Raw genomic sequence first — 24,113 nt, forward strand, 5'->3', positions numbered from 1 at the left:
TTCAAGATTTAGTATTCTACTAAAAAATTAATTCGAGGTGATTGTATTGGATTTAGTGAAACATCCTTTTTTCTCTATACAAAAAAAAGAGGTAGAGTTCATTTTTGACAATAAAAAATTAACGGGATATGCTCATCAAACAATTGCTGGGGCGTTGTTGATGAACGGGATATATCATCTGGCAGATAGCAAAGCAGGCAATCCTAGAGGCGTTTATTCTTATGAGCCTCGAAGTGAAACATGTTATGTATTGGTCAATAAAAAAGAAAGAGTGCTAGCATCAAAGACATTAATTGCTAATGGAATGATGATCGAACGATGTGCGGCAAAACCAAAGATTGGGAGCAAAGAATATGTGTAAAGAAACGCAAGTATTAGTAATAGGCGGTGGAATTGCGGGAATAGTCACAGCAACGGAGCTAGCAAAACAGCAGATTCAGGTTATATTAGTAGAAGAGTCCCCATATATAGGAGGAAAGGTAGCTTATCAAACACAGCCCATTTCTTCCTTATCAAATGGAGAGGAATTAAGAGGATTTGAGCTGGTGGATAAATGGCTGCAAAAATTTAATCAGTATAGTGTAGAAGTGATGTTGGATCATACTGTCATTGGATTATATGAGAATCGTGATGTCAGTGTTGTGCATAAGGAAAAAATTACGAGAATAAAAGCGGAAAATATCGTTATTGCGACCGGTGCATCAGAAAAGCCAGTTGTATTTAATGGGTGGACTTTGCCAGGCGTCATGACGCTAGAAGCAGTACAGCAGTTTATTAATCGAGATTTTGTGCGGCCTGGAAAACGTGCAGTAATTTATGGAGTTAGTTCTTTTACATCTGGATTAGTAGAGTTATTTGATAAAACAGGCATTAAAGTGGAGGCAATCCTGATTTCTGGGGATGACAGCAGTGAAAATCTTTCATTTGGTTCTATACCTGTTTTCACTGTACAAGAGGTAACGGCTTTGTCTAAAGAGAATAAAGTGAATTCATTAGCTGTTGCACTTTGCAATGGCCAACTATTTGAAATAGAGGTGGATTTTGTTTGTACAGATGGAGGAAGAAATCCTGTTCTAGAAACATTGTCCATCTTTGATTGTGATATACAGTATAGTGCGAAGCTAAAATCATTTGTGCCAAGCTATGACGAAAAGATGGAAACTTCTATTGAAAATGTATTTGTTGCAGGAGCATCTGCCGGTTTAACATCTTATGATGCTATATTAGCATCTGCAGAAATTGCGGCGACATCTATCGCTGAAAAGTCTAAAGCTAACGGTGGGGGAGGTAACGAGTGAAGGATTCGGTTATTGTATGCAGATGTGAAGATGTGACAGCAAAGGATGTGAAGGCTGCTATTGTAAAAGGCGCCCATACTCCCAATGATATTAAAAGGCTAACAAGATGTGGTTCAGGAGTCTGCCAGGCAAAAATCTGCTCGGATTTAATGGTAGAAATCATTCATGAAAAAACGGGGAAACCTTATAGAGATATTGGCATACATCGTCCAAGGATGCCGATTAGACCGGTTGTATTAAGTACGTTGTTAACTGGGGGAGATGCAGGTGAAAACATATAATACAGTGATTATTGGTGGGGGTGTCATCGGGAACAGCATTGCGTATCATTTATCGAAAAAAGGGGAAAAGGAAATAGCCGTTATGGAAAGAGATTTTCCTTTAAGTGGAACATCAGGCGCTACGCAGGCTTGGGTATGGGTGCATTCCAAAGAGCCTGTCAGTTATGCTCTTTTTAATAAACAAAGTTCGGACTTGTATCCAAATCTTCAAAAGGAGATTGGCGATTTTGAATATATGCAGCAAGGGGGAATTGTGCCAATTTTTGAGGAAGACGCACTTGCTGATGCTGTTTGTCTGGCAGAAGAGCAGCAGCAAGCTGGAATTCCTGTTCAGGTGCTGACCCGAGAGGAAGTGCTGGAGATTGAACCAGAAATATCATCAGAAGTAGTGGGTGCTACGTATAGTCCGATAGATGGAAGTGTTCACCCTTTTCGCTTAGTAGAAAGGTATATGAATGCAGCAAGAAAAAATGACGTTCATTATTATTTCTATAACAAGGTAATAAAGGCGAAAAGGCAAAAAGATGGCTATCTTCTTACAACAAATAAAGGGAAGGAGCTATTTGCGAAACATGTTGTTATTGCATCTGGAACATGGTCGAAAGAAGTGGGAGAGCTGTTTGAGGTTCATATTCCAGTAAAGCCAGTAAGAGGTCAAGTATTGATAACAGAGCAAATGCAGCCATTATTTAAGCATGTTATTATGGGGATGCGCCAATTAAAGAATGGAGAAGTATTAAGTGATTTTACAGAACAGGAAGCTGGTTTTGATAAGCGGTCCACTTTTGATAAAATGGAAGAGACTGCAAAAAGAGCAGTAAAAATTATTCCAGCTTTAAAAGACGCCATGATTATTCGCAGTTTTTCAGGTTTAAGAGCCATTCCTGAGGATGATTTTCCAATACTTGGAGAAGTTAAAGGGAAAGCAAACTTATATGTCGCCTGTATGCACAGTGGAATGACCTTATCTCCGTTGATTGGGAATATCATTTCTGATTTGATTCTTTATAAAAAAACAGCTATAGACTATAGCAGATATCATGTAAATCGGTTTTTAGGATAAAATGGAGCAAGCTGCAAGCAGTGACCGGTCATTGTTTGCGGCTTTTTAATTTAGGTTGAGAGATGACGAATTTTTTTAAAAAATAGCTATTAAAAAAAACGGAGCAAACTATTAAAAAAGCGCAACAAAATAGAAGAAATTGAAACAACTTCATAGGTAGTTATAGGGGAGATGACGTGAATTACCTGAAAATTTCTTTGGATAGGAATAAATTGGATTTTCTAGGATAATGAAGTTAATTTGTGAGTTAGCATTTTAATAGATTAGGAGTGAGCGATTTGGATTTAAATCCATTACATTCTTTTTTAGGATATGGCGATTTTCGCAATGCGGATTTTTTGGTGATAAGTAAACATGAAGGAGCGAATAATGAGAAACTTGAACAGGAGCTGGATGCAAGAACCAATTATTTTGGATTAGAGAAAGAATATTGGCTGGATAGGGAGAAGCGGTTAAATGGGTATTGGCATCCATCTGCAAAAAAATCGGGGGAAATTAAGAGGGAACTTTTTGGAGAAGAAGAAAAATATACGAATAGATTTCCGGACGTCGTAAAATATCCTGCTCGAATGCTGTTTGCTTTGGAAGAGGCTCTCCATATAAACAGTATGGCAAGTATTGATAAATGGTTTAAAGGAGCAAATGAAATTTCTAAAGATGTCAAAAATAAATTAAACGCTTCTTATGATGATATGTATAGTTATACAAAGATTGCCAACTGGAAAACAGCTTTATCACATTATCAGCCACTTTTAAGAGCAGCACAGAGTTGGCCTTATACGGAACTGAAAAAATCTGATTATACAAATATTTTCGAAAAGACTGTGCAGCTTGAAAACCCTCGTTTTGCTGCATGGAGAAAAAAGCGAGAAGAAATATTGGCTAATTTATTAAAAGAATATCCGAAAAAAGTAATATTTTGTACAGGCAACTTTCAAAAAGATAATGATTCAGATTCATTAAAAGAGTTCTTTGAAAGAGAGTTTCAAGCTGATTTGAACCCATTTGGATTTAATGGAAAGTTGAAAGGTCTATATGGAGAATTTTCTTATAATAATCAAAAAACAATCGTTATACATACACAAGGTTTAGGAAGTGGGGGTGGTTTAGCTTATGATGAAGTTTGTAAGATAACCAAAGTAATCTATCGAAAACTAAAAAGAGAAAAATCTATGTAAATATTCTTGAGGCAGATTAAATTTTTGTACCAAGGAATGAAGAACATAAATGGAAGGTAAATAAAGTGATATGGAAAATGACTAATAATAAGTTACAGCTAGTTTGTAATAAAAAAATTCTCTTTAGTTTAACTCCTATTCAAGAGGCTTTTGCAGGATAACAAAAGCTACGAAAAAAGCAGGAATGACAGAGTAGTTTTTATCTGTCATTCCTGCTTTTGTTGTCAGATTTAAAATGTAGATGTTTGATATTTGGATAAAATGATTAAGTACAGAAAGTATTGTCATATAGTTGTTCTAAGGATGGATAGAATGAATACCTAGTACAAATTGCTAGTTAGTGGATTGATTTCTTTTTTCCGCATCTAACACAATAATCACTATAATAGCTGTACTTATGTCTTCGTTTGAATAAACAAAATAGAGATTTAATCTTTGACATTTTTGATTCGCCTCCCTATAGAACTACCATACTTTAATGACTAAAATCATTTTTAGTTAATTGTTGCGTTTGTGTCGTTCTGTTGAAAAAGCCGCTGTAAACTGCTAATTATTTCATATTAAGTATACTATAACTCATTCTATAAAACGTATAAATGATTCGACAAAATTCTTTGTTAAGAACGATTAGGTAGATAACCTTCATCATGATAGAGTCGCCGAAGCACTTGGGATATAGAATTTGCCCCTTTACCAAGTAATGTTTTTTTTGATTATTACAAAGAACTTATTCCCCTGCTATCGGCAATAATTCTGTATAGATTCGCACTTATGGAGAGAGAACATTTATACTTTTGGCTGTTTTATAACATGTTGAACAATTGCTTTTATATTTAGCCCTAAGGTGATTAAAAAACAAAATATATTCTTGACGGTGTGAATCAAAGAAGTTATAGTAAATTTACATATTTAATACGTATTAATACGTATTGTTCGATAGAATGTATAATAAGGAGCGATAGGGATGGAAGTATCAAAAGTAGTTAGTGCTATTAATAAAGCAACGGAAAAAGGTATTTCAGAATTATATCTGGTGGCATGTGGCGGTTCTTTGGTAGATATGTATGCATCTAAATATTTTCTTGAAAGTGAAGCAAAGAAGGTTGTTACAGGGCTATATACAGCTAATGAATTTGTGCATGCTACACCAAAACGATTAAATAAAGATTCTGTTGTTATTGTTTGCTCACATGGCGGCAATACACCAGAATCAGTGGAAGCCGCTAAAGTAGCCAAGGAAGGTGGAGCTCATACAATTGGATTAACCCACAATCAGGATGCTGCATTGCTAAAATATTCAGATCATGCCTTTTTATATGAATGGGGTGCTGACAGTGATGTGAAGAACAACCCAATGGCTATTATTTTAGGAATTACTGTGGAGATCTTAAACGTGACAGAAGGATATGAATATTATAAAGCGTTTAAAGATGGTATGGAAAAAATTAATGGAATTATAAAAAAGGGCGAGAAGCTAGTAGAAGGAAGAGCAAAGGTCTTTGCTGATAAATATCAGAATGAAGATTTATTTTATGTTTTATCAAGTGGTGCATCTTATGGTCATGCTTATGGTTTTTCTATTTGTTCGTTAATGGAAATGCAATGGCTGAATGCTGCTCCTATCCATTCTGGAGAATACTTCCATGGTCCATTTGAAGTAACGGATAAAGAAACACCTTTTATCTTAATGATGAATGAGGGACGTACACGAACACTAGACGAACGGGCACTGAAATTCCTGAATCAATATGCGGAAAAAGTAGAAGTAGTAGATGCAAAAGAATTAGGTATTAGCAAAATTCAGGATGAAGTGGTTGAGTTCTTTAATCCAGTATTATTCTATAGTATTTTATGTGTATATCGTGAAGCGTTAGCAGAAGTGCGCGAACACCCATTAGAAACTCGCAGGTATATGGGAAAGGTTGCATATTAAGCAGAGGTGAAGCATGATGAAAGTTTTGGGTATAGGTGATAATGTAGTAGATAAATATGTTCATATAAAAACGATGTATCCTGGTGGGAACGCTTTGAATTTTAGTGTTTTTGCTCAAAAAAGAGGCGTGGAGTCTGCTTTTATTGGTACATTTGGAAATAATAAAGAAGCAGAATACGTAGAGAGTGTTTTACAGGAACTGCAAATTGATATTTCAAGATGCAGGCATGCTATTGGTGAAAATGGATGTGCCCGTGTCACATTGGAGAATGGTGAAAGAGTTTTTCTTGGCAGTAATGATGGTGGAGTTACACGGGAGAATCCATTGAAGTTAACAGAAGAAGATAAGGTGTACATTCGAGAGTTTTCCATTATTCATACGGGATTATATAGTCATACAGCTCAGTTGCTGCCAGAAATTAAAGAGTTAGGCAGACCATTGTCTTTTGACTTTTCTGATGACTTTGCACAATCGGACATTGATCAATATATTTCTTATATAGACTTTGCTTTCTTTTCCTGCAGCCATATGTCAGATGAGGAAACACATACGTTTATCCAATCTAATTTTAAGAAAAAAGGACAAATACTAATAGCAACACGTGGAAGTGAAAGAACTATAGCATATGACGGTACTCAATTTTATTACCAAAGTCCTGAATATGTGGAGGCCAAGGACACAATGGGGGCAGGCGACTCATTTATCACGGCATTTTTGCTGCAGTATTTAAAAGATAAAAATATTATGTTATCCATGAAAGAAGCTGCTTTCTTTGCAGCAAATAGTTGTCTTGTTGAAGGCTCATTTGGATTCGGAATAGTATACGAGTGATGCTCTGGGAAAAGAAAAACGTTTGTTGTTCTTTTTAAGGGTATAACGATATAAAGATTAATAGCTTATAAACCCAAAAAGAGGCTAGGACATAAGTATTCCAGTTGAAGAAAAAACCGAACAATTATACGTAAATTACGTATAATTGTTCGGTTTTTAAGTTTTTAAAAGGACGAGTTCAGCAAAGTTTGTTGTTATTACCCGCAGCCTGAATACACTTCGCTTTCCGTGGGGCTCGCGCTGAGCCGCTTCGGCTTCGCCTGCAGGGTCTAAGCTGTCTCGCTAATTCCACAGGAGTCTACGTGTATTCAGGCTGCTCAGTTTTTCCAAATAATTAATTTTTTAAATTTTTTTTTAGATAACAACCTTTAAAAACGAAGTGAAATGGAGCGGAGGACACTCCACTCCTGCGGGAAGTAGAGGAAAGGCTGAGACCCCGCAGGTGTGCCGAGGAGGCTCAGCTTCCTCCTCAGCTTCCTCCCCGCGGAAAGGGAGTGTCTGTAGCGCAATGGAACGAATTAGTTTTTACACTTGACTATATTTAAAAACACAAGTAACCAAGATTGCGAAACCAGCCTTTATTTTAAAGCTAAATTAGAGATTATTCGTCTTTACAGATTATCTAATTAGTTGTGTCCCAACCTCTTTTTTTATTATGGTACTGCTTTAATTTTTTTTGATAGTATAAATACATGAACTGTCCGGTATGCCATATACCTGCTCTTTATGAAAAGGTAATCTTATTTTTGGATTTGCACTTGCTTAAATATGGATTTTATCACGTTTTGTTCCTCACATAAGAGAGTAGAAGAGAAAATGAGAAATCAAGATGGCAGAAATTTGTTGAGAAAAAGCCTGATGAATGGGGATACACGTAGATTTCTTTTGTACTATAGTAGAAAATAGTTTCATAATAAGGAAAGATAAGGGGGATAGATATGTCTAAATGGAAAACAAAAGAACAATTAACTGAACTATTATGCAATCTTGTTCAAATACCTAGTATTACAGGAACAGAGGCAGAAGTTTATTTACCGGATTTTGTTGTAGGGGAGTTATCTAGCTTAGAATATTTTCAACAATACCCAGAACACCTGAAGAAAAATCCTACTGAAGATGGCAGATTCTTTGTTACGGGGCTTGTGAAAAAAAATCCAGATGTGAAAAAAACAGTCATTCTTATTAGTCATTTTGATGTAGTTGATGTACAGGACTATGGAAAGTGGAAAGAGAATGCTTTTAATCCTGAAAAATTAACACAATTATTCTATAAGCAAAAAGATGAGCTTCCAAAGCAAGTGCAAAAGGATATAGAAACTGGGAACTGGTTATTTGGAAGAGGCATTATGGATATGAAATGTGGAATTACTTTGCATATGGCAATGATAGAACAGGCTTGTGAAGGAGTATTTGATGGAAATATTCTTTTATTGACAGTACCTGATGAAGAAGTGAATTCCGTTGGCATGAGAGCTGCAGTTCCAGTTTTATTAGAAATGGCAGAAAAATATAATCTTGAATATACAACGGTTCTTAACGGTGAACCCATGTTTATGCGTTATCCGGGTGATCAAAAAAAATACATTTACACAGGCTCTATTGGAAAAGCATTGCCAGGCTTCCTTTGTTATGGAAAAGAAACACATGTTGGAGAACCATTTGCAGGGCTAAATGCGAATTATATGGCTTCCTTATTAACGGATGAATATGAATTGAATACTAGCCTTTGTGATATAGTGCAGGGAGAAATTACACCGCCGCCAACAAATTTGATTCAACATGGCATCAAAGAAGAATATTCTGTTCAAATCCCCCATCGCGCCGTGACATTGTGCAATTTATTTATTTTAGATAAAACAATGGATGATATTGTTTCCCTATTAAGGGAGAAGGCAGAAAAAGTTGCAAACAAAATAATAGATTCCTACAAGAAACACGCATCCGAGTTTTCTCAATATATACCGTTTAATGTACCTGAATTAGAGGTATCTGTACTAACCTATGAGGAATTAATGAATTATGCTGCTACAAACTACGGCATGGAAGAAGTAGCCAACCTTCAATCTTCTGTCTTGAATAATAGGGGGAAAAAGGATGATAGAGAGGTAACTATCGAAATAGCTGATAAATTGACGATTCTTTGCAAGGAATTAGCACCAATGGTCGTTATTTTCTTTGCACCTCCATATTACCCGGCTATTAGTTCATCAAAGCATCCCTTAATAAAAGATGTTGTAGGAAAAATAGAGAAATATGCAAATGATTTTCATGGTATTGCGTTTGAAAAAATAAACTACTTTAACGGTATTTCTGATCTTAGTTATGTAGGCTTACAATATCCAGCGGAATCTATGAAATCTCTAACTGCCAATATGCCATTATGGGATAAAGGATACTCTATTCCTCTTAAAGAATTGGAATTATTTAATGTTCCCGTTTTAAATATGGGGCCAGTTGGATTGGATGCGCACCAGTGGACAGAACGTCTAGATCTAGATTATGCATTTGTAACACTGTTAGATATACTGCCTGTATGTATTAATTCTCTATTAACTTCCAATGCTGCAGCAGCTAGATAGTACTTTTGTTAACAATTTTTGTTTGAGGGAGAAAGAGTTTTTTTACTAATAAAGAAGGAAGCTGAATAAGCAGGAGGGAAATAAATTTCGGTTGCTGCTAGACAAAAAGGCACTTATTATGTAAAATAAGAACAAGTGTTCCTTTTGGTGCTGACATTATAGAACCTATCCATTTTGTTTAGATCAAATACATGAAATAAGCCTTCAAAACAACATTAAAGTATATGGAAGTACTTAGTTGAACCAATCGGGCCTTTACGGGCAGTTGTCCCCCATCTAAATTTCTCCTTTCTTTTCATAATTTTGAGGTGGGGGTCCTACTGCCCGTTAATGCGGGATAAAGTTTTGCCTCTCTATAATATTTGCCTATAGGATCATTTCCCCTCTAAAAGCTGTTTACACTATATATTTCCTTCGCTTTTTAGAAACAAGAAGATTCAGCATAATGGTTAACCTTACTTTTTTACATATCTTTTGAAAAGTGTTATTGTCTTTTTTGTGAAAATATCTTAATTAAAACAAAATTTATTTTTCTCCAATTAGAAAAGAAGGGGATTTTTTTGCTCCGTTTTTTCTAAAATGAAAAGATTGACATTCGGAAAAAACACCTTTAATATTATGTAGACCGATTGTTATAGTTTTAGGGGTGTAGAAATGAAGCAAAAAAAAGAAGGGAAACGGGAATTGATTATAAAGACTGCGTCTCAGTTATTTCAATGTCAAGGCTATCATGGAACAGGTCTTAATCAAATAATTGAAGAAAGTGGAGCTCCAAAAGGTTCTCTTTATTATCATTTTCCTAATGGGAAAGAAGAAATTGCATTAGAAGCAATTCTGTTAATGAAGAAGCAGGTATTGGAGGAGGCGCAAGCAGATTTAAATAAAAAGGATTCTGCTGTAGAGGCGTTTCAGTTTCATATAGAGAAGATTGCAGTAGAGTTTGATAAAAAGGAGCATATGGAAGGGCTGCCGATTGGATTAATCGCTTCCGAAACAGCATCAACAAATGAAAATATTCGTTGTGCCTGCCAATCAGCCTTTAAGGAATGGCAATTTTTTTATGTAGATAAATTGCAGCAATTTGGGTATGCGAAAGAGAAAGCAGAAGAATTAAGCATTGCCATTAATGCAATGATTGAGGGAGGATGCATTCTAGCATTAACAAGTGAAAGTGGAGAACCGCTCCGCATTATTGCAAAACAGCTGCCTTTGCTGCTTAAAAAGGAAGAATAAAGGGGGAAATGAAATATGCAGGTAGAAACAAGTGCCGCAATGGATAAGGAAAATAATTTAGAACATATCAGAACGATTCCTGTTATTGTCTCCTTTGTCATTGCTGGTTTTATTGGTTTGTTCAGTGAGACAGCTTTAAATATGGCATTAAATAATCTGATTACTAGTTTTGGGATTCATGAAACAACAGCGCAATGGCTTACAACGGGTTATTTGCTTACATTAGGAATTTTGGTTCCGATATCTGGATTGATATTGCAATGGTTTACGACAAGGCAGCTATTTATTACTTCCTTGATTGTCTCTATTATTGGAACATTTCTTGCAGCTATTGCACCAACATTTAGTGTGCTTTTAATTGCTCGTGTTGTGCAGGCGATTGGAACAGCATTGCTGCTTCCTCTTATGTTTAACACAATTTTAATGATTGTGCCGCCGCAAAATCGGGGGAAAATAATGGGTGTTATTGGATTGGTTATTATGTTTGCACCTGCTGTAGGTCCCACATTATCTGGTCTTATTTTAAAAAGTCTTTCTTGGCATTGGATATTTTGGATTTCTTTGCCACTTTTAATTGGAGCCCTTATTTACGGCATGTACTTTATGCAAAATGTAACAACGCCAACAAAACCTAAAATTGATATAGTTTCTATTATATTATCAACGCTTGGTTTTGGTGGGATTGTTTATGGATTTAGTAGTGCAGGAGAAGGGGACGGATGGAGCAATCCAATCGTTATAGTTTCTATAGCAGTTGGAATTGTTTCTTTGATTTTATTCTCCTTGCGCCAAATAAAGATGGAAAAACCAATGTTGAATTTGAGTGTGTTTAAATATCCGATGTTTACATTAGGGCTAGTGATGATTATTATCGCAATGATGACAATTTTGTCTTCGATGATTTTATTGCCATTATATTTGCAGACATCTTTAGCATTAAGTACATTTGCAGCAGGGCTGTTATTGCTTCCAGGTGGAGTGATAAATGGGTTGCTTTCTCCTGTAATGGGCGGTTTATTTGATCGATTTGGACCGAAGTGGCTTGTTATTATTGGTTTTGTTATTATTACTGGAACGATGTTTGGTTTTACTAGCATTACAATGGAAACATCTTCTGCTTTTATTGTAGGAATGCATATTTTTATGATGATCGGGGTTTCTATGGTGATGATGCCAGCACAAACGAATGGTTTAAATCAGCTGCCTAGAGAACTATATCCTGATGGAACTGCTATTATGAATACTTTGCAGCAAGTGTCAGGGGCAATTGGAACTGCTGTGGCGATTTCTATTTTATCATCTAGCTCTAAGAAGTATATGAGCGGTGTTACAGACCCAGAGAATCCAATCAATCAATTGCTTGCTTTTACAGAAGGGGTAAAAAATGCCTTTGTATTTGCGATTATTTTAGGTGTTATCGGATTAGGATTATCTTTTTTCCTTAAGAGAGTAGTAGTAAAGCAAGGAGAATAGGGTTAGACATATTAAGAGGCGGGCGTCTATTTGTTGAATTTTCAACTGATAGATGCCTCTTTCTTTTTTTAGGGTGTTTTCTAAAAGATTGTTGTTTTTCGGATAGTTTTAATGAGTAAATCCATTGTTAAAACAGGTTGATTGGAAGGGCAGGTGCGAGACTCCTGTGGGATTAGCGGGGCAGGTGAGACCCCACGGAAAGCGAGCATCCTGCAACGGAAATTAACCTACTTCTTTAAAAGCAGCAGAGTTTGCAAAAACAGCCTTTTTTGAAAAGTTAGTGCCTATTTTTAAAACAGTACCTTGCAATAAACAATACTAGATGATATTCTATATCCATGAAGTACTTTTATATTACAGTACTATACAATGAATAGTACTGAATAATACAAAGAATAGGGTGACGTTATATTGAATGTCCAATTTAAAAAAGGAGTTTTAGAGTTGTGTGTGCTGGTGCTTTTGGATAAGAAAGACCGGTATGGCTATGAGCTGGTCCAAAAAATTTCTGATCAGATTGAAATTTCGGAAGGATCGGTTTATCCATTGCTTAGACGATTAACGAAAGAAGAATATTTTACAACCTACTTGCAAGAGTCAACAGAAGGTCCTTCTCGCAAATATTATAAATTAACGGATAAAGGAAGAATTTCTCTTCATGAATTGATTGCAGAATGGAATGAATTCTCAAATGGTGTTAATCAACTAATTAAAGAAGGTGTAAAAAATGACTAAAGACCAATTTCTTAAAAATTTAGATTCTGCTTTAAAACCACTGTCACAAGCGGAGCGTCAGGATATTATTCAAGACTATGAGGAGCATTTTCTCATCGGAGTAGAAGAAGGCAAAACAGAACAAGATATAGCGGAAGCATTAGGATCGCCAAACCAAATTTCTAAAGAATTATTGGCATCTTATCATATTAAAAAAGTGGATGCAAAAGCAACAACTGGGAATATGTTTCGAGCAATTTGGGCAGCTATTGGATTGGGATTTTTTAATCTGGTTATTGTCTTAGGCCCTTTTATTGCATTAATTGGGCTAATTTTTTCAGGATGGGCAGTCGGCATTTCTTTTGTTTTATCTCCACTGTTAATCCTTATTGATTTAGTATTGCAGCCAGGAGCATTTGAATTCTTTAACCTGTTTATCTCCATTTTACTTTGTGGGTTAGGCATTTTTATCTCTATAGGCATGTTGTATGTAACAAAGTATTTCATAAAAGGATTTATCCGATATTTAAAATACAATGTAGCACTTGTGAAGGGCGGTCTGAAGCATGATTAATTTTAAAAAAATATTAATGATTGCAACTTTTCTTATTGTGATAGGAGCAGTGGGCAGCCTATTGACATTTCGCCTTGTCGATAAAGGGGGAAGCATTCAAGAGAAAAGAACGTTCGATCAAAAAAATATAACAGCAATCGAAGTGGATTCTGATAATGCTCGTGTGGAAATTGTTCCATCAAAGGATATGGTGATGAAAGTAGAGTTATCCGGAAAAGGAGCAAAAGATGATAAAAAAGACTTCTCTGCAAAAGTGGAAGGAGATACACTTTTGGTCAGTATGAAAAAGGAAGACTTCCGATTTTTTCACTTTGATTTATTTACAAAATCTCTTACATTAAAAGTAATATTGCCGGAAAAACAATATGATTCTTTAGCAGTCAATAATGATAATGGATATGTTCAAATAAAAGATTTGAATGTAAAGCGATTAGATGCAGAGACTAACAACGGTCGAGTGGATTTAAAAAAGATAATTTCTTCGAATGTGAATGTGGAAACAGATAATGGAAAGCTGACACTAGATGATGTCAGCGGCAACATTAAAGGAAAAACAAATAATGGAAGGATTTCTATCAAGACAGCTGATTTAGACCGGTCTATTCAACTGGAAACAGATAATGGCAGCATTGAAATAGAAACAGAAAAAGAGCCGACAAATGTTGCTTTTGATGTTCAGGTAGATAACGGCCGCGTTAATATTCTGGATAAATATGAAGGCGATGCTGTTATTGGTAATGGAGATAATATCGTAAAGCTTAAAACAAATAATGGGAGAATTAGTGTAACGAAATAAGGTGGAATTCAATCCGTCAGGGCACAAACCCATTAATACGTGATAAAGTGGATGCTAGATCTTACTAGCATCCACTTTTCTTATGCATTGAGCTGCTCTGCCCTTCTGACAATACGTCTCCCTTTTCCATAAGGTATACACAATGGAGTACCAAAAAGGGGATCAATAGTAATCTGACAGTTCATATCAAATACATGCTTGACGAGCTCCGAATTGATGATATCTTCTGGTTTTCCTTGAGCATATACTGTTTGATTGCGTATTGCGATTATATTATGAGCATATCTGCAGGCAAGATTTAAATCATGCAGCACCATAATAATTGTTCTTTGTTCTGTTTCATTAAGTTCGAATAATAAATCAAGAATCTCAATTTGATGGGTTAGATCTAGATAGGTAGTCGGCTCATCTAATAGTATAATTTCTGTATCTTGGGCTAATGTCATGGCAATCCAAGCTCTTTGTCTTTGTCCACCAGAAAGCTCATCGACTGGTTTATCTTTCCATTCCAGCATTCTTGTTGCCTTTAGTGCATTCATTACTTTTTCTTCATCTTCCTTGGACCATTGTTTCAGCCAATTCTGATATGGATATCGTCCTTGTTTGACAAGCTGCAGTACGGTAAGTCCCTCTGGAGCAGTTGGAGATTGAGGCAATATAGATAAATTCTTAGCAATCTCTTTTGTCGGCAATTTGGAAATAGACTTTCCCTCAAGTAGGATATTTCCTTGATTGGGTTTTAATAAACGTGCCATGGAGCGCAATAAAGTGGATTTGCCGCAGCCATTTCCACCGATAAAAACGGTGATTTCCCCTTTTGGAATGGCTATATCCAATTCTTTAATAATAATAGAATCACCATAGCCCAGCGTTAATGACTGTGTCTGAATGGTTTCCGTCATAATTGATTCTCCTTTCTCATTATTTTGATTTAAATAGTAAGTAGATAAAATAAGGCGCTCCAATTGCAGCGGTAAAAACACCTGCTGGAACTTCTAAAGGAGAAAATGCGGTTCTTCCAATTAAATCGGCTACCATCAATACTAATGCTCCGATAAAAGCAGAAGTTGGCAATAGTGCTCCAAAAGAAGAACCAACCAAACGACGGGCAATATGTGGGGCCATTAATCCAACAAAACCAATTCCCCCTACAAAAGCAACGGCTCCAGCAACTAGACAAGTGCTAATAAGCAGTAGCAGAAATCTGCTTTTTTGTACATGGCTTCCGACTCCAGCAGCAATATCTTCTCCAAGCTCTTGGATATTTACATGCCTGGCAACAGCAAAGGCTATTGCTAAAAATACAATGGACCAAGGAAGCATTATCCATATTTGTTCCCAAGAAGCGCCACTAACATTTCCTGTTATCCAAATATTAGCTTCGCTGGCACGGTAAATCGGTCCGAGTATCATAAAAAGGGTAGTCAATGCTTGCATAAAAGCGGATATCCCAATGCCAATAAGTACAAGCCGCACCGGTGTGACTCCGTTTTTCCAAGATAAAAGATAGACAGTAAATCCTATAATGGTTGCTCCAAAGAATGCTGCTACAGGCAACCATTGGATGCTGACTGTTAAAGCGTGATTTTTATCACTAAAGATAGATAGGAAACCGACTACAGCGGTGCTGGCTCCTGCTGTGATACCAATAATATCCGGCGATGCTAAAGGGTTTTTCACCATACCTTGAAGCATGCCTCCAGCAACGGCTAATGCCATCCCGGCAATTCCCGCTAATACGATTCGGGGCAGCCGAAAGTTTAGGACAACTAATTTTTCTAAATCTGTTCCGCCACCAAAAAAAACATGAAGGACAGCCAATGGATTAATAGCCATGCCCCCAAGTCCAGCGCTAATAATAAATACTAGTACTGTAAGAAGAAATAAAATGCTTATTTTTATTGCTGATTTTTTATCCAGCAAAAAAGACAGTTTTCCATTGAAAGCACGGAAGCCTTGATAATTGCTCATTAGTTTTTCCACCCCTTTCTGGCGATAAATATAAAGAATGGCGTTCCAATAAGGGCGGTCATGACACCTACTGGAACTTCTTGAGGCATGAGGATATATCGGGCTCCTATATCTGCAGCCAATAAAAGAATGCTGCCAAGTATGCCAGAGAAAGGAATGAGCCATCTATGATCTGTACCGACTATTTTTCTCGCTATATGTGGGATGACAATCCCGATAAATCCGATAGGCCCCGCAACAGCAACTGCTCCTCCGGCTAATAATATGACAATAACTCCAACTAGGATTTTTATTAACCCTAATTTGAGGCCAAGGCCTTTTGCCACATCATCCCCCATTGCTAATACATTCATTTTTGGCGCAATGACTAATGCCGCGATCCAGCCAATGACTAGATACGGCAAAACGGCTATTAATAATTCTAGTTTTCTTCCTTGAACGGAACCTGCCAGCCAAAATAATACTTGTTCAAATTCGGCTTCGTTTGTTGTAAGCAGCCCTTGGGTAAAGGAAGAGAATAGAGCGGCAATAGCTGCCCCAGATAATGTAATCTTCATAGGAGTTAAGCCGCCATGTCCTGCAGAGCTAATGGCATAAACTCCAATTGCAGCTATACCGGCTCCAATAAATGCAATCCAAGTAAAGGTTTGTAAACTAGCAGAATGAAGAAAGGTAAGGCCTAAAACAACTGCGAAGCCTGCACCAGAGTTAATGCCTAAAATGCCAGGGGATGCCAGTGGATTTTTAGTCAATGTCTGCATTAATACCCCAGTTATTGCTAATGAAGCGCCAACAGCAACAGCAATAAGAGCCCTTGGCAATCGCACTGTTTGAATAATAATATGTGCATTCGAGTTATCAAATTGGGTAAAAGCCTCATAAGCAGTAAGAATTGAGGTGTCTGCATATCCAAATACGATACTTATGCCGACAAATATTAAAAGTATGAGCATGATAAAAATGAGGCTAATAAATTTTGATAGATTATTCTTTAAAATCATAAGCTTTCACCATAAATGTCCTTTTAAATTTGGTTATAAATAGAATAAAAGTCATAATATTCATAATTTTATATTGACAGTAAACATTCCTTGTTTTACTATTAGTGCAAATGAACTTGATAATTATTATCAATTGCATACGTATATTATCATACTACACTACATAAAGGGATGGAAGAAGATGAGACAAAATATTAGAAAAATATTATCTGTATTTGCTATTTTAGCAGTATTTTTAGTAGCTGCTTGCGGTAATAAAAACGATGAAACAAAAGAGAAGTCAAGTGAGAAAGAAACAGGCTATACGATTGAACATGCAATGGGCACTACGGAGATAAAAGGAACTCCGAAGCGAGTAGTTATACTTACAAATGAAGGAACAGAAGCACTTTTGGCTTTAGGAATCACTCCTGTAGGTGCAGTACAGTCATGGCTTGGAAATCCTTGGTATGATCATATTAAAGACGATATGAAAGATGTTGAAGTAGTTGGTACGGAAAGTGAAGTAAACTTAGAAAAGATTGCTGCCTTAAAACCAGATTTGATTATTGGAAACAAAATTCGCCAAGAGAAGATATATGATAAATTAAGTCAAATTGCACCAACGGTATTTGCAGAAACATTAAGAGGCGACTGGAAAGAAAACTTTTCATTATACGCTAAAGCTGTAAACCGTGAAGAGGAAGGAACAAAGGTCTTAGATCAGTATGAAGATAAAGTAGCAGCACTAAAAGAAAAACTAGGCGATAAAACAAATCAAGAAGTTTCTGTAGTGCGCTTTATGGCTGGAATCACTCGCATTTATTATACAGATTCATTTTCAGGAGTTATTTTTAATGAGCTAGGATTTAAACGAACAGCACAACAAGAAAAGTTATTTAAAGCTGATTCTAAACTTGGAAATCTAGCAGTTGAAGTAGGAAAAGAAGCTATTCCTGATATGGATGGAGATGTTTTATTCTACTTTACCTATGCACCAGAAGGTGATACAGATGCAGCGGCAACGGAGAAAGAATGGACAAATGACTCACTTTGGAAAAATTTAAACGCTGTTAAAAATGGAAAAGCATACAAAGTAGATGATGCTACATGGAATACAGCAGGCGGTGTTTTAGCAGCCAATATTATGCTAGATGATATTGATAAGATTTTTTCGAAATAATAGATAATGAACTAGGGAATTAACCCTTTATCCGGCATTAACGGGCTTTTGACCCCTACCTCAAGATGATATGAGAGGAAACGAGAAATCTAGGTGAGGGATCACTGCCCGTAAAGGCCCGATTGGTTCAACTAACAATCAGTGGGAGATGAAGAAAACCCCCACTGATTGAAGTTTCACTTTATAAATCAAAGGCGGGGACGGCTGGTTAGAAAATAACCTGTCGTCACCGTTTTTAATTTGTTTCAATAAATCTAAAGTAGGAAAATAATTGTATAAGCAAACTTGATGGCATCCAATAACTTATGAGCATACTTAAAATTCTTCATATACCGCTGGATCTTGATTCGCAATTCGTCCATCTGGTCGGGTTAAGCTTGAAATCAGTTTCATTTCTTCTTCTGTTAAGGAGAAATCGAATATATTCAGATTGTCCAATTGGCGCTGCGGTGAACTTGATTTTGGGATTGGCAGAGCATCAAGCTGAATATGCCAACGCAAGATGATTTGTGGAATCGTTTTTTGATGCATGTTTGCGATTTGTTGGATGGTTTCATTTTGGAGGACATTATTGGCCCGGCCTAATGGACTCCATGATTCTGTGACGATTTTATTTTCTTTATCATAGGCAAGCTGTTCTTCTTGAGAGAAATATGGATGCAGTTCTACTTGGTTGACACTAGGTACTACTCCTGTTTCTTTTTTGAGGCGGTCTAGGTGTTCAGGCAAGAAATTGCATACACCGATGGAGCGAATCAATCCCCATTTTTGTGCATCAATTAATGCTTGCCATGCTTCTACATATAAATCAGTTTTAGGATTTGGCCAGTGGATAAGAAATAAATCGTAGTAATCTAGCTTGGAACGGTATAGTGATTCTTGGATAGTATAGATTGCGTTTTCGTATTTTTGATGGCGGCCAGGCAATTTTGAAGTAACAAGAAGCTGCTCTCGAGAGACAGAACTGCGGCGAATAGCTTCTCCGACTGCTCCCTCATTTTCGTAATTAAAGGCAGAATCAAGCAAACGGTACCCCATATCAATTGCACTAGTCATCGCTTGAACTCCTGCCGCTCCTCTTAGATCATAGGTTCCAAGGCCAACAGCAGGTAAAGTTAATCCATCATTAAGTGTAATTTCTGGAATTGAAGTATTCATAATATCCTCCCTTTTTGACTATTTAAATTAATTATAGAAAAAGCAGGAGGGAATCACCAGCATTTACACTTATAGTGAGGAATAATTAGTCGGGGGGCTGGACATTCCAGGTAGTATAATAATTAAATGGATTATTTGTGTCTGCTGCTGTTCTAGTTTTTTAATTGCAGCAGAGAAAGTTTTGGGACTTGTAGCTTGATCATGCGTGCTTGTCCTAGTTCTTCTATTGTTGCTATTAAAAATCAAATCTATTGCTCTAAACATATTGTAATCCCTACTTCTTTAGTTTCCTTTTCACTAATAAGGATGCGGCAAGAAAAACAGGTAAAGCAAACTCAAGAGGTATACTTAAAAAGTATGGAATAATCATAAATCCTTCTAAAATATGATCAGAAATACCTCTAGCAATAAAAATAGTAAACATACTAATAATACAAATAATAGGAATTGTAAAATAGCGATATGAAATCTTGAAGATATATTCAAGTCCCATCATACCTGCATAGATAAAAATGCCGCTTTTTACTAATATGCCAAGCATAATAATAAATACAGAAATTGCATCAATGCGCTCAATAAATCCACCTATAGAAACGAGGCGGGTAGCACTTAAAAGTGGAAAACTAACTTTTGAAACGCTATTGCTTCCTAATGATAGTGTTATTAATAAGGTAGATAAAGTTAAAAATAAGCCAGAAATAGTTATCGCTAGCAACACGATGTTTTTGCCGGTTCTAAAATTCGCTACGAGTGGAAATACACAAGTAAAAGCTACCATTTGTCCGTACGGACGAACAAGCTCGTAAGGAAATATCACTTTCATAAGCGGTTTTATCCCCTGTGCTAGTATGGGAGTGATTTTAGAAAATATAATATTGCCACTTGCATATAGGAAAATAGCTAATGTAATTAAAAAAACAATAGAATAAGGCAATAATACTTCTGTAGTTCTAGATAACACTTCTATTCCCATATAAAGAATATATCCCATTAAAAGGGTCAATGATAATGTAATTATCTCTATTGGAGTAAGCGGCAATATAATAGAAGAAGTAAGTTCAGTAAAATCCCTAATTACTCTGCAAGCAAGGTAAAAAAAATAAATTATATAAATAAAACTTAATATAATAGCAATTTTTCGATTGTAGCAGTACGCGAAAAGTTCATAAAGGTTTTTTTTCGGCAGCATTTCTATTAGATAATAAAAAAATATCGTGATGATGATACCAAGTAAAGATGAAGAAAATACTACCAGCCATGCATCCTCTTTCCCTTTAATCCCTATTCCCAGTACAAGTGAGCTCCCTAAATTAAAGCTCAAAACAACAGCAAATATTTGACCTAACGAAATATGCTCTTTTAGCATGAGAATAGGACCTTCTTTCTGTCACAGGACTTGAATGGGGAATTTATGTAGCAAAGTTATTTTGTTCGTATTTTTGGAATTTATGTTAATTATTTTATCTATAAGGAGATAGTTAGTTAAAAAAGGTGGGGTGATTCGGTTGGGCGCTGTAGCTGTTGCTTGAAAATTAGGGTATATAAGTTAATAATGTAGTAAATGAATTGCTTAAATGTATCTCGTATTAGCGGGCAGTAACACTCCCACTGATTGAAGGTTCACTCTATATCGTGTGTTAGATTGTTTATCCAAGTATTTAAAAATGATGAGAATGATTTGAATTTTTTCGGAGGTTATAATGGCAGATTTATTTAAAATTATTGCAGAGATAGTCAATATTATTCATGATGTCATTATGGTAGCAGCAGCGCAAATTGGCTGGCAGGCGACCGATAAAGATTTGCATTTGTGGATTATCGGCATTATTGGCATCGTTTCTTTTTTTATCGTGCAAGCTGCTTTTAAGCGGTTGGCCAAATGGAGCATCACAAGCATTTCTTTTATTTATACATTCACCCTAGTCTTAGTGCTAGTGTTTGCGATTGAAATCCAGCAAGGTATAACAGGAAGGGGCCATATGGAATTTGCTGATGCTGTGGTAGGCATTTACGGATTCCTGCTGTTTTTTGGTGTATATATTGTTTTTAAGGGAATTCGATATGGGCTGACTAAGCTTATCAAAAAGGAAAAAAAAGAGAACGAGAATGGGAAAAAGGGAAGAAGATATAGAGAGTAAAGAAAAGCTAAACCTAAAGATAGGTTTAGCTTTTTGTTTTGCTGTGCTTTTTCGCATGGAAATAAAAACAATTGCAAATAGTAGTAAAAGGAGGAGGAGTTTGCTACTTTAATGGCGAATAAATAGGCAAGCACAGCTAAATAACTTAGTTAGTTGCTTGCAATCAAAATGAAAGGATGATTTTTATTGTTATTCAACATGCAAAACAAACCACATTGATTAAAAAGTATTGGGACTTATATGAAAGCAAAAAGGAATTATCGTATTTAGTTAAACCTTCTATGCCAATTATGTATTTTGGCAATATCAAAAAATATCTAGAATCCTCTATTCGCATCGTTACAGTTGGTCTGAACCCATCAAGGAGAGACTTCCCTGAACCAGACCCTTTCCAAAGGTTTCAATCTATGAAACAAGACCATTATTATCATTTCAATCAGCAGTATATTTCTGCACTCAATCAATATTTTGACGACGACCCATACAATGCCTGGTATAATCCGGCTTTTGAAAATATGTTAAATGGCCTAGATGCTAGTTTTTACAACAGAAAAGAAAATACCGCCCTTCATACAGATATCTGCACACCATTAGCTACGAATCCTACATGGGGCGACTTAACGAAAGAAACGAAATTGGAGCTGCAAAAAACAGGTGCCCCATTATGGCATGAACTAATCGATTACCTAGAGCCGGATATTATCCTTATCTCTGTGGCAGGGGAACATTTATCGAAAATCCAATTTGAAACAATAAAAGATTGGGAAACCATTTACACTTCACTACGAGATAAGCCATATTTAATCAACAGCAAACAAGTAAGATTATCAAGCGGCAAAACAAGTTCTATCTATTTTGGAAGAGCTAGTGAACTGCCATTTGGTTTGGTAGGAGCCGAAGAGCAATTTATTATCGGCAAACATATTAAAAAAATTACGGAAAAATCAAAAAATCCAGCAGCTTTTATGCCATTTATTCATCCAGGATTGGAAGTAGACGGAGAAGATGGTGAAATGTTTGGCTGGGAAGAGAAAGTACAGTAATAAAAAGGTATGGCGGAAATAACCCGCCATACTTTTTTGCTGCGTTGCTGCAGTTTTTACGGTGTTTGCTATGATTTGTTTCGATCTAGCTATTATTCGACAAAAACGACTAAATAACCATCGCAGGTATAAAAAGGGGGGAGATCAACCTAGTCTCCCTCCTTTTTATTATCAATGTCCTGCCAGTAATGCAGGATTTGCTTTTTCCTCAGGATCAGGCTTATCTTCAGGCTTATTCTTTGGTTTGCGCAGAAGGAGACTGAATAAGAATCCTGCCACAGCGAGACATGCAGAAAGGAAGAAGGTATCTGCAAATCCTGCCGTCACTGCTTCAGCAGGGGTTACTCCTTTGGCAACATCTTTCATATGTGTTGTGATATGTGATGTTAAATAGCCTGTTAAACCAGCCACAGCAAAGGAAACGACAACTTGTTGAGCTGCTGTTGTCAGTGGCGTTACTCTGCTGACTAATTTGCGGGGAGCTGCATTTAACACATGTGTATTAACAGGCATCATGGTAAGTCCCATGCCTGCTCCCATTAAGAATAAGGATAAAAGAATCATTCCTAAACTTGTATCCACTTTTACTTGTGCCAACAAATACAGTCCAGTAGAAATAATGCCAAGACCTGTTAGCGCAAGAGGACGGGCACCAATTTTATCAAATAAACGACCGCTTATTGGCATAAAGATTCCAGAAGCTAATGCTTGAGGTAATAAGATCAGCCCTGTTTCTAATGCTGTATAGCCTTTTACTTGCTGCAGATATAATGGTGTGATAATCATGGAGCCAAATAAGGCGATTTGCGTTAGCCAAGCAAGCAGAATTCCTCTTGTGAAGTCAGAAGAACGGAATACACGTAGCTCAAGCAATGGTTGTTTTTGGCGCAGTTCTACAAAAATAAATAGAAGCAATGCAATACCGCCAACTGTTAAACCGATAATAGCCGACTTAGAAGTCCAGCTTGTTCCACCTTCACTAACTCCATATGCGAGCATGGCAAACGCAATCGGAGCAAGAATCATGCCAATTACATCAAGATGTGGTGCAGCATGTTTTTCTGATTCAGGAAGAAACTTCATGCCAACGAACATTGCGACAATACCGATTGGCAAGTTAATTAGGAATATCCAATGCCAGCTTACATATTCTACAAGCCAGCCTGATAATACAGGACCAAGTGCTGGAGCAAGCAGCATAGGAATTCCTAGAACTCCCATGATGGCTCCTCTTTTGTCAGGGGGAGCCAATTTAAATACCATAGCCATCCCAATTGGAGAGACCATTCCTCCGCCTATGCCTTGAATAATCCGGAAAATAATCAGCTGAACTGGTGATTGTGCAAGAGAACATAATACGGATCCCGCTGTAAATAAGGCAATGGTAATAAGAAAAATCCGTTTGGCTCCGAATTTATCTGTCATCCACCCTGCAAGTGGGATTACTGCAGAAAGAGCTAATGTATAGCCAGTAACTGTCCACTGAATGGTTTTAAGGTCTGTATCAAAATAATCGACTAAATTTGGAATGGCAACATTGACAACAGTGCTGTCTAAAATAACCATAATCATTCCAACAATAACTGCAAGAAGGGGTGCAATGATTGTTTTAATAGAAAACTCCTGGGAAGCATTAGAAGGGTTCCCATTGTTAGGATTGGACATTTTTTCACACAACTTTCTTTT

At 36.5% G+C, this 24,113-nt stretch carries 22 protein-coding genes; 16 read left to right on the top strand and 6 right to left on the bottom strand.

All coding sequences use genetic code 11. From position 1 onward, the window contains the following. The first annotated feature begins 55 nt into the window (after positions 1 to 55). The 13 genes from CWS01_RS02110 to CWS01_RS02170 all read left to right on the top strand — a co-directional run bounded on the left by CWS01_RS02110 (position 56) and on the right by CWS01_RS02170 (position 13,954). The gene (locus tag CWS01_RS02110) at positions 56 to 361 is read left to right on the top strand and encodes a 2Fe-2S iron-sulfur cluster-binding protein (RefSeq protein ID WP_235851958.1); all 306 of its coding nucleotides are present in this window, start codon (positions 56 to 58) and stop codon (positions 359 to 361) included. Beyond that, positions 354 to 1,298: an NAD(P)/FAD-dependent oxidoreductase gene (locus tag CWS01_RS02115; RefSeq protein WP_101175399.1), complete on the top strand. Its 945-nt coding sequence runs from the start codon at positions 354 to 356 to the stop codon at positions 1,296 to 1,298. Before CWS01_RS02110 ends, CWS01_RS02115 begins: the two co-directional genes overlap by 8 nt. Continuing rightward, positions 1,295 to 1,579, top strand: a complete 285-nt coding sequence (locus CWS01_RS02120; protein ID WP_101175400.1) for a (2Fe-2S)-binding protein — start codon at positions 1,295 to 1,297, stop codon at positions 1,577 to 1,579. Before CWS01_RS02115 ends, CWS01_RS02120 begins: the two co-directional genes overlap by 4 nt. Then, positions 1,566 to 2,642 (top strand): NAD(P)/FAD-dependent oxidoreductase, encoded by a 1,077-nt coding sequence (locus tag CWS01_RS02125; protein ID WP_235851954.1) that lies wholly within the window; start codon positions 1,566 to 1,568, stop codon positions 2,640 to 2,642. Before CWS01_RS02120 ends, CWS01_RS02125 begins: the two co-directional genes overlap by 14 nt. Positions 2,643 to 2,920: 278 nt before the next feature. Further along, positions 2,921 to 3,820, top strand: a complete 900-nt coding sequence (locus CWS01_RS02130) for a hypothetical protein (protein ID WP_101175402.1) — start codon at positions 2,921 to 2,923, stop codon at positions 3,818 to 3,820. A gap of 964 nt (positions 3,821 to 4,784) precedes the next feature. Continuing rightward, entirely contained in the window at positions 4,785 to 5,753 is a 969-nt protein-coding gene (locus CWS01_RS02135) for an SIS domain-containing protein (RefSeq protein ID WP_101175403.1), read from the top strand. Positions 5,754 to 5,766: 13 nt separating this feature from the next. Further along, complete coding sequence (locus tag CWS01_RS02140) at positions 5,767 to 6,585, top strand: PfkB family carbohydrate kinase (protein ID WP_235851955.1); 819 nt, start codon at positions 5,767 to 5,769, stop codon at positions 6,583 to 6,585. Between the two features lie 938 nt (positions 6,586 to 7,523). Continuing rightward, positions 7,524 to 9,164 carry a M20/M25/M40 family metallo-hydrolase gene (locus tag CWS01_RS02145; protein ID WP_101175405.1) on the top strand — a complete coding sequence of 547 codons (1,641 nt, stop codon included), beginning with the start codon at positions 7,524 to 7,526 and terminating at the stop codon, positions 9,162 to 9,164. Between the two features lie 654 nt (positions 9,165 to 9,818). Further along, positions 9,819 to 10,397 carry a TetR/AcrR family transcriptional regulator gene (locus CWS01_RS02150; RefSeq protein WP_101175406.1) on the top strand — a complete coding sequence of 193 codons (579 nt, stop codon included), beginning with the start codon at positions 9,819 to 9,821 and terminating at the stop codon, positions 10,395 to 10,397. 15 nt (positions 10,398 to 10,412) lie between these two features. Beyond that, positions 10,413 to 11,870: a DHA2 family efflux MFS transporter permease subunit gene (locus CWS01_RS02155; protein ID WP_101175407.1), complete on the top strand. Its 1,458-nt coding sequence runs from the start codon at positions 10,413 to 10,415 to the stop codon at positions 11,868 to 11,870. 411 nt (positions 11,871 to 12,281) lie between these two features. Beyond that, on the top strand, positions 12,282 to 12,605 hold the full coding sequence (locus CWS01_RS02160) for a PadR family transcriptional regulator (RefSeq protein ID WP_101175408.1): 324 nt from the start codon (positions 12,282 to 12,284) through the stop codon (positions 12,603 to 12,605). After that, positions 12,598 to 13,158, top strand: a complete 561-nt coding sequence (locus CWS01_RS02165) for an HAAS signaling domain-containing protein (RefSeq protein WP_101175409.1) — start codon at positions 12,598 to 12,600, stop codon at positions 13,156 to 13,158. Before CWS01_RS02160 ends, CWS01_RS02165 begins: the two co-directional genes overlap by 8 nt. Next, positions 13,151 to 13,954, top strand: a complete 804-nt coding sequence (locus CWS01_RS02170; protein WP_101175410.1) for a DUF4097 family beta strand repeat-containing protein — start codon at positions 13,151 to 13,153, stop codon at positions 13,952 to 13,954. Before CWS01_RS02165 ends, CWS01_RS02170 begins: the two co-directional genes overlap by 8 nt. Before the next feature lie 80 nt (positions 13,955 to 14,034). Here CWS01_RS02170 and CWS01_RS02175 read toward each other — a convergent pair whose 3' ends face one another. The 3 genes from CWS01_RS02175 to CWS01_RS02185 are packed head-to-tail and all read right to left on the bottom strand — an operon-like array spanning position 14,035 to position 16,926. After that, positions 14,035 to 14,856 (bottom strand): ABC transporter ATP-binding protein, encoded by an 822-nt coding sequence (locus CWS01_RS02175; RefSeq protein WP_101175411.1) that lies wholly within the window; start codon positions 14,854 to 14,856, stop codon positions 14,035 to 14,037. A gap of 19 nt (positions 14,857 to 14,875) precedes the next feature. Further along, positions 14,876 to 15,925, bottom strand: coding sequence for a FecCD family ABC transporter permease (locus CWS01_RS02180; protein ID WP_101175412.1), 1,050 nt, complete (start codon positions 15,923 to 15,925; stop codon positions 14,876 to 14,878). Next, the gene (locus tag CWS01_RS02185) at positions 15,925 to 16,926 is read right to left on the bottom strand and encodes a FecCD family ABC transporter permease (protein WP_101175413.1); all 1,002 of its coding nucleotides are present in this window, start codon (positions 16,924 to 16,926) and stop codon (positions 15,925 to 15,927) included. The genes CWS01_RS02180 and CWS01_RS02185 overlap by 1 nt, the downstream gene beginning before the upstream one ends. 181 nt (positions 16,927 to 17,107) lie before the next feature. On the opposite strand from CWS01_RS02185, the gene CWS01_RS02190 reads away from it, so the two are divergent. Continuing rightward, entirely contained in the window at positions 17,108 to 18,088 is a 981-nt protein-coding gene (locus CWS01_RS02190) for an ABC transporter substrate-binding protein (RefSeq protein WP_101175414.1), read from the top strand. 315 nt (positions 18,089 to 18,403) lie between these two features. On the opposite strand, the gene CWS01_RS02195 is transcribed toward CWS01_RS02190, so the two are convergent. Together CWS01_RS02195 and CWS01_RS02200 are read right to left on the bottom strand one after the other, a co-directional pair. Continuing rightward, on the bottom strand, positions 18,404 to 19,246 hold the full coding sequence (locus CWS01_RS02195; protein ID WP_101175415.1) for an aldo/keto reductase: 843 nt from the start codon (positions 19,244 to 19,246) through the stop codon (positions 18,404 to 18,406). Between the two features lie 274 nt (positions 19,247 to 19,520). Beyond that, positions 19,521 to 20,612, bottom strand: coding sequence for a GerAB/ArcD/ProY family transporter (locus CWS01_RS02200; protein ID WP_101175416.1), 1,092 nt, complete (start codon positions 20,610 to 20,612; stop codon positions 19,521 to 19,523). A 334-nt stretch (positions 20,613 to 20,946) separates the two neighbouring features. On the opposite strand from CWS01_RS02200, the gene CWS01_RS02205 reads away from it, so the two are divergent. Further along, on the top strand, positions 20,947 to 21,384 hold the full coding sequence (locus CWS01_RS02205) for a hypothetical protein (protein ID WP_101175417.1): 438 nt from the start codon (positions 20,947 to 20,949) through the stop codon (positions 21,382 to 21,384). A gap of 176 nt (positions 21,385 to 21,560) precedes the next feature. Further along, positions 21,561 to 22,427, top strand: coding sequence for a hypothetical protein (locus tag CWS01_RS02210; protein WP_101175418.1), 867 nt, complete (start codon positions 21,561 to 21,563; stop codon positions 22,425 to 22,427). A gap of 171 nt (positions 22,428 to 22,598) precedes the next feature. Here the strand turns inward: CWS01_RS02210 and CWS01_RS02215 are convergent, their stop codons facing one another. Then, positions 22,599 to 24,092 (bottom strand): DHA2 family efflux MFS transporter permease subunit, encoded by a 1,494-nt coding sequence (locus tag CWS01_RS02215; protein ID WP_101175419.1) that lies wholly within the window; start codon positions 24,090 to 24,092, stop codon positions 22,599 to 22,601. Between the last annotated feature and the right edge of the window lie 21 nt (positions 24,093 to 24,113).

Origin of the sequence: Niallia nealsonii, assembly GCF_002835805.1 — a bacterium.
Lineage (GTDB): Bacteria > Bacillota > Bacilli > Bacillales > Cytobacillaceae > Niallia > Niallia nealsonii.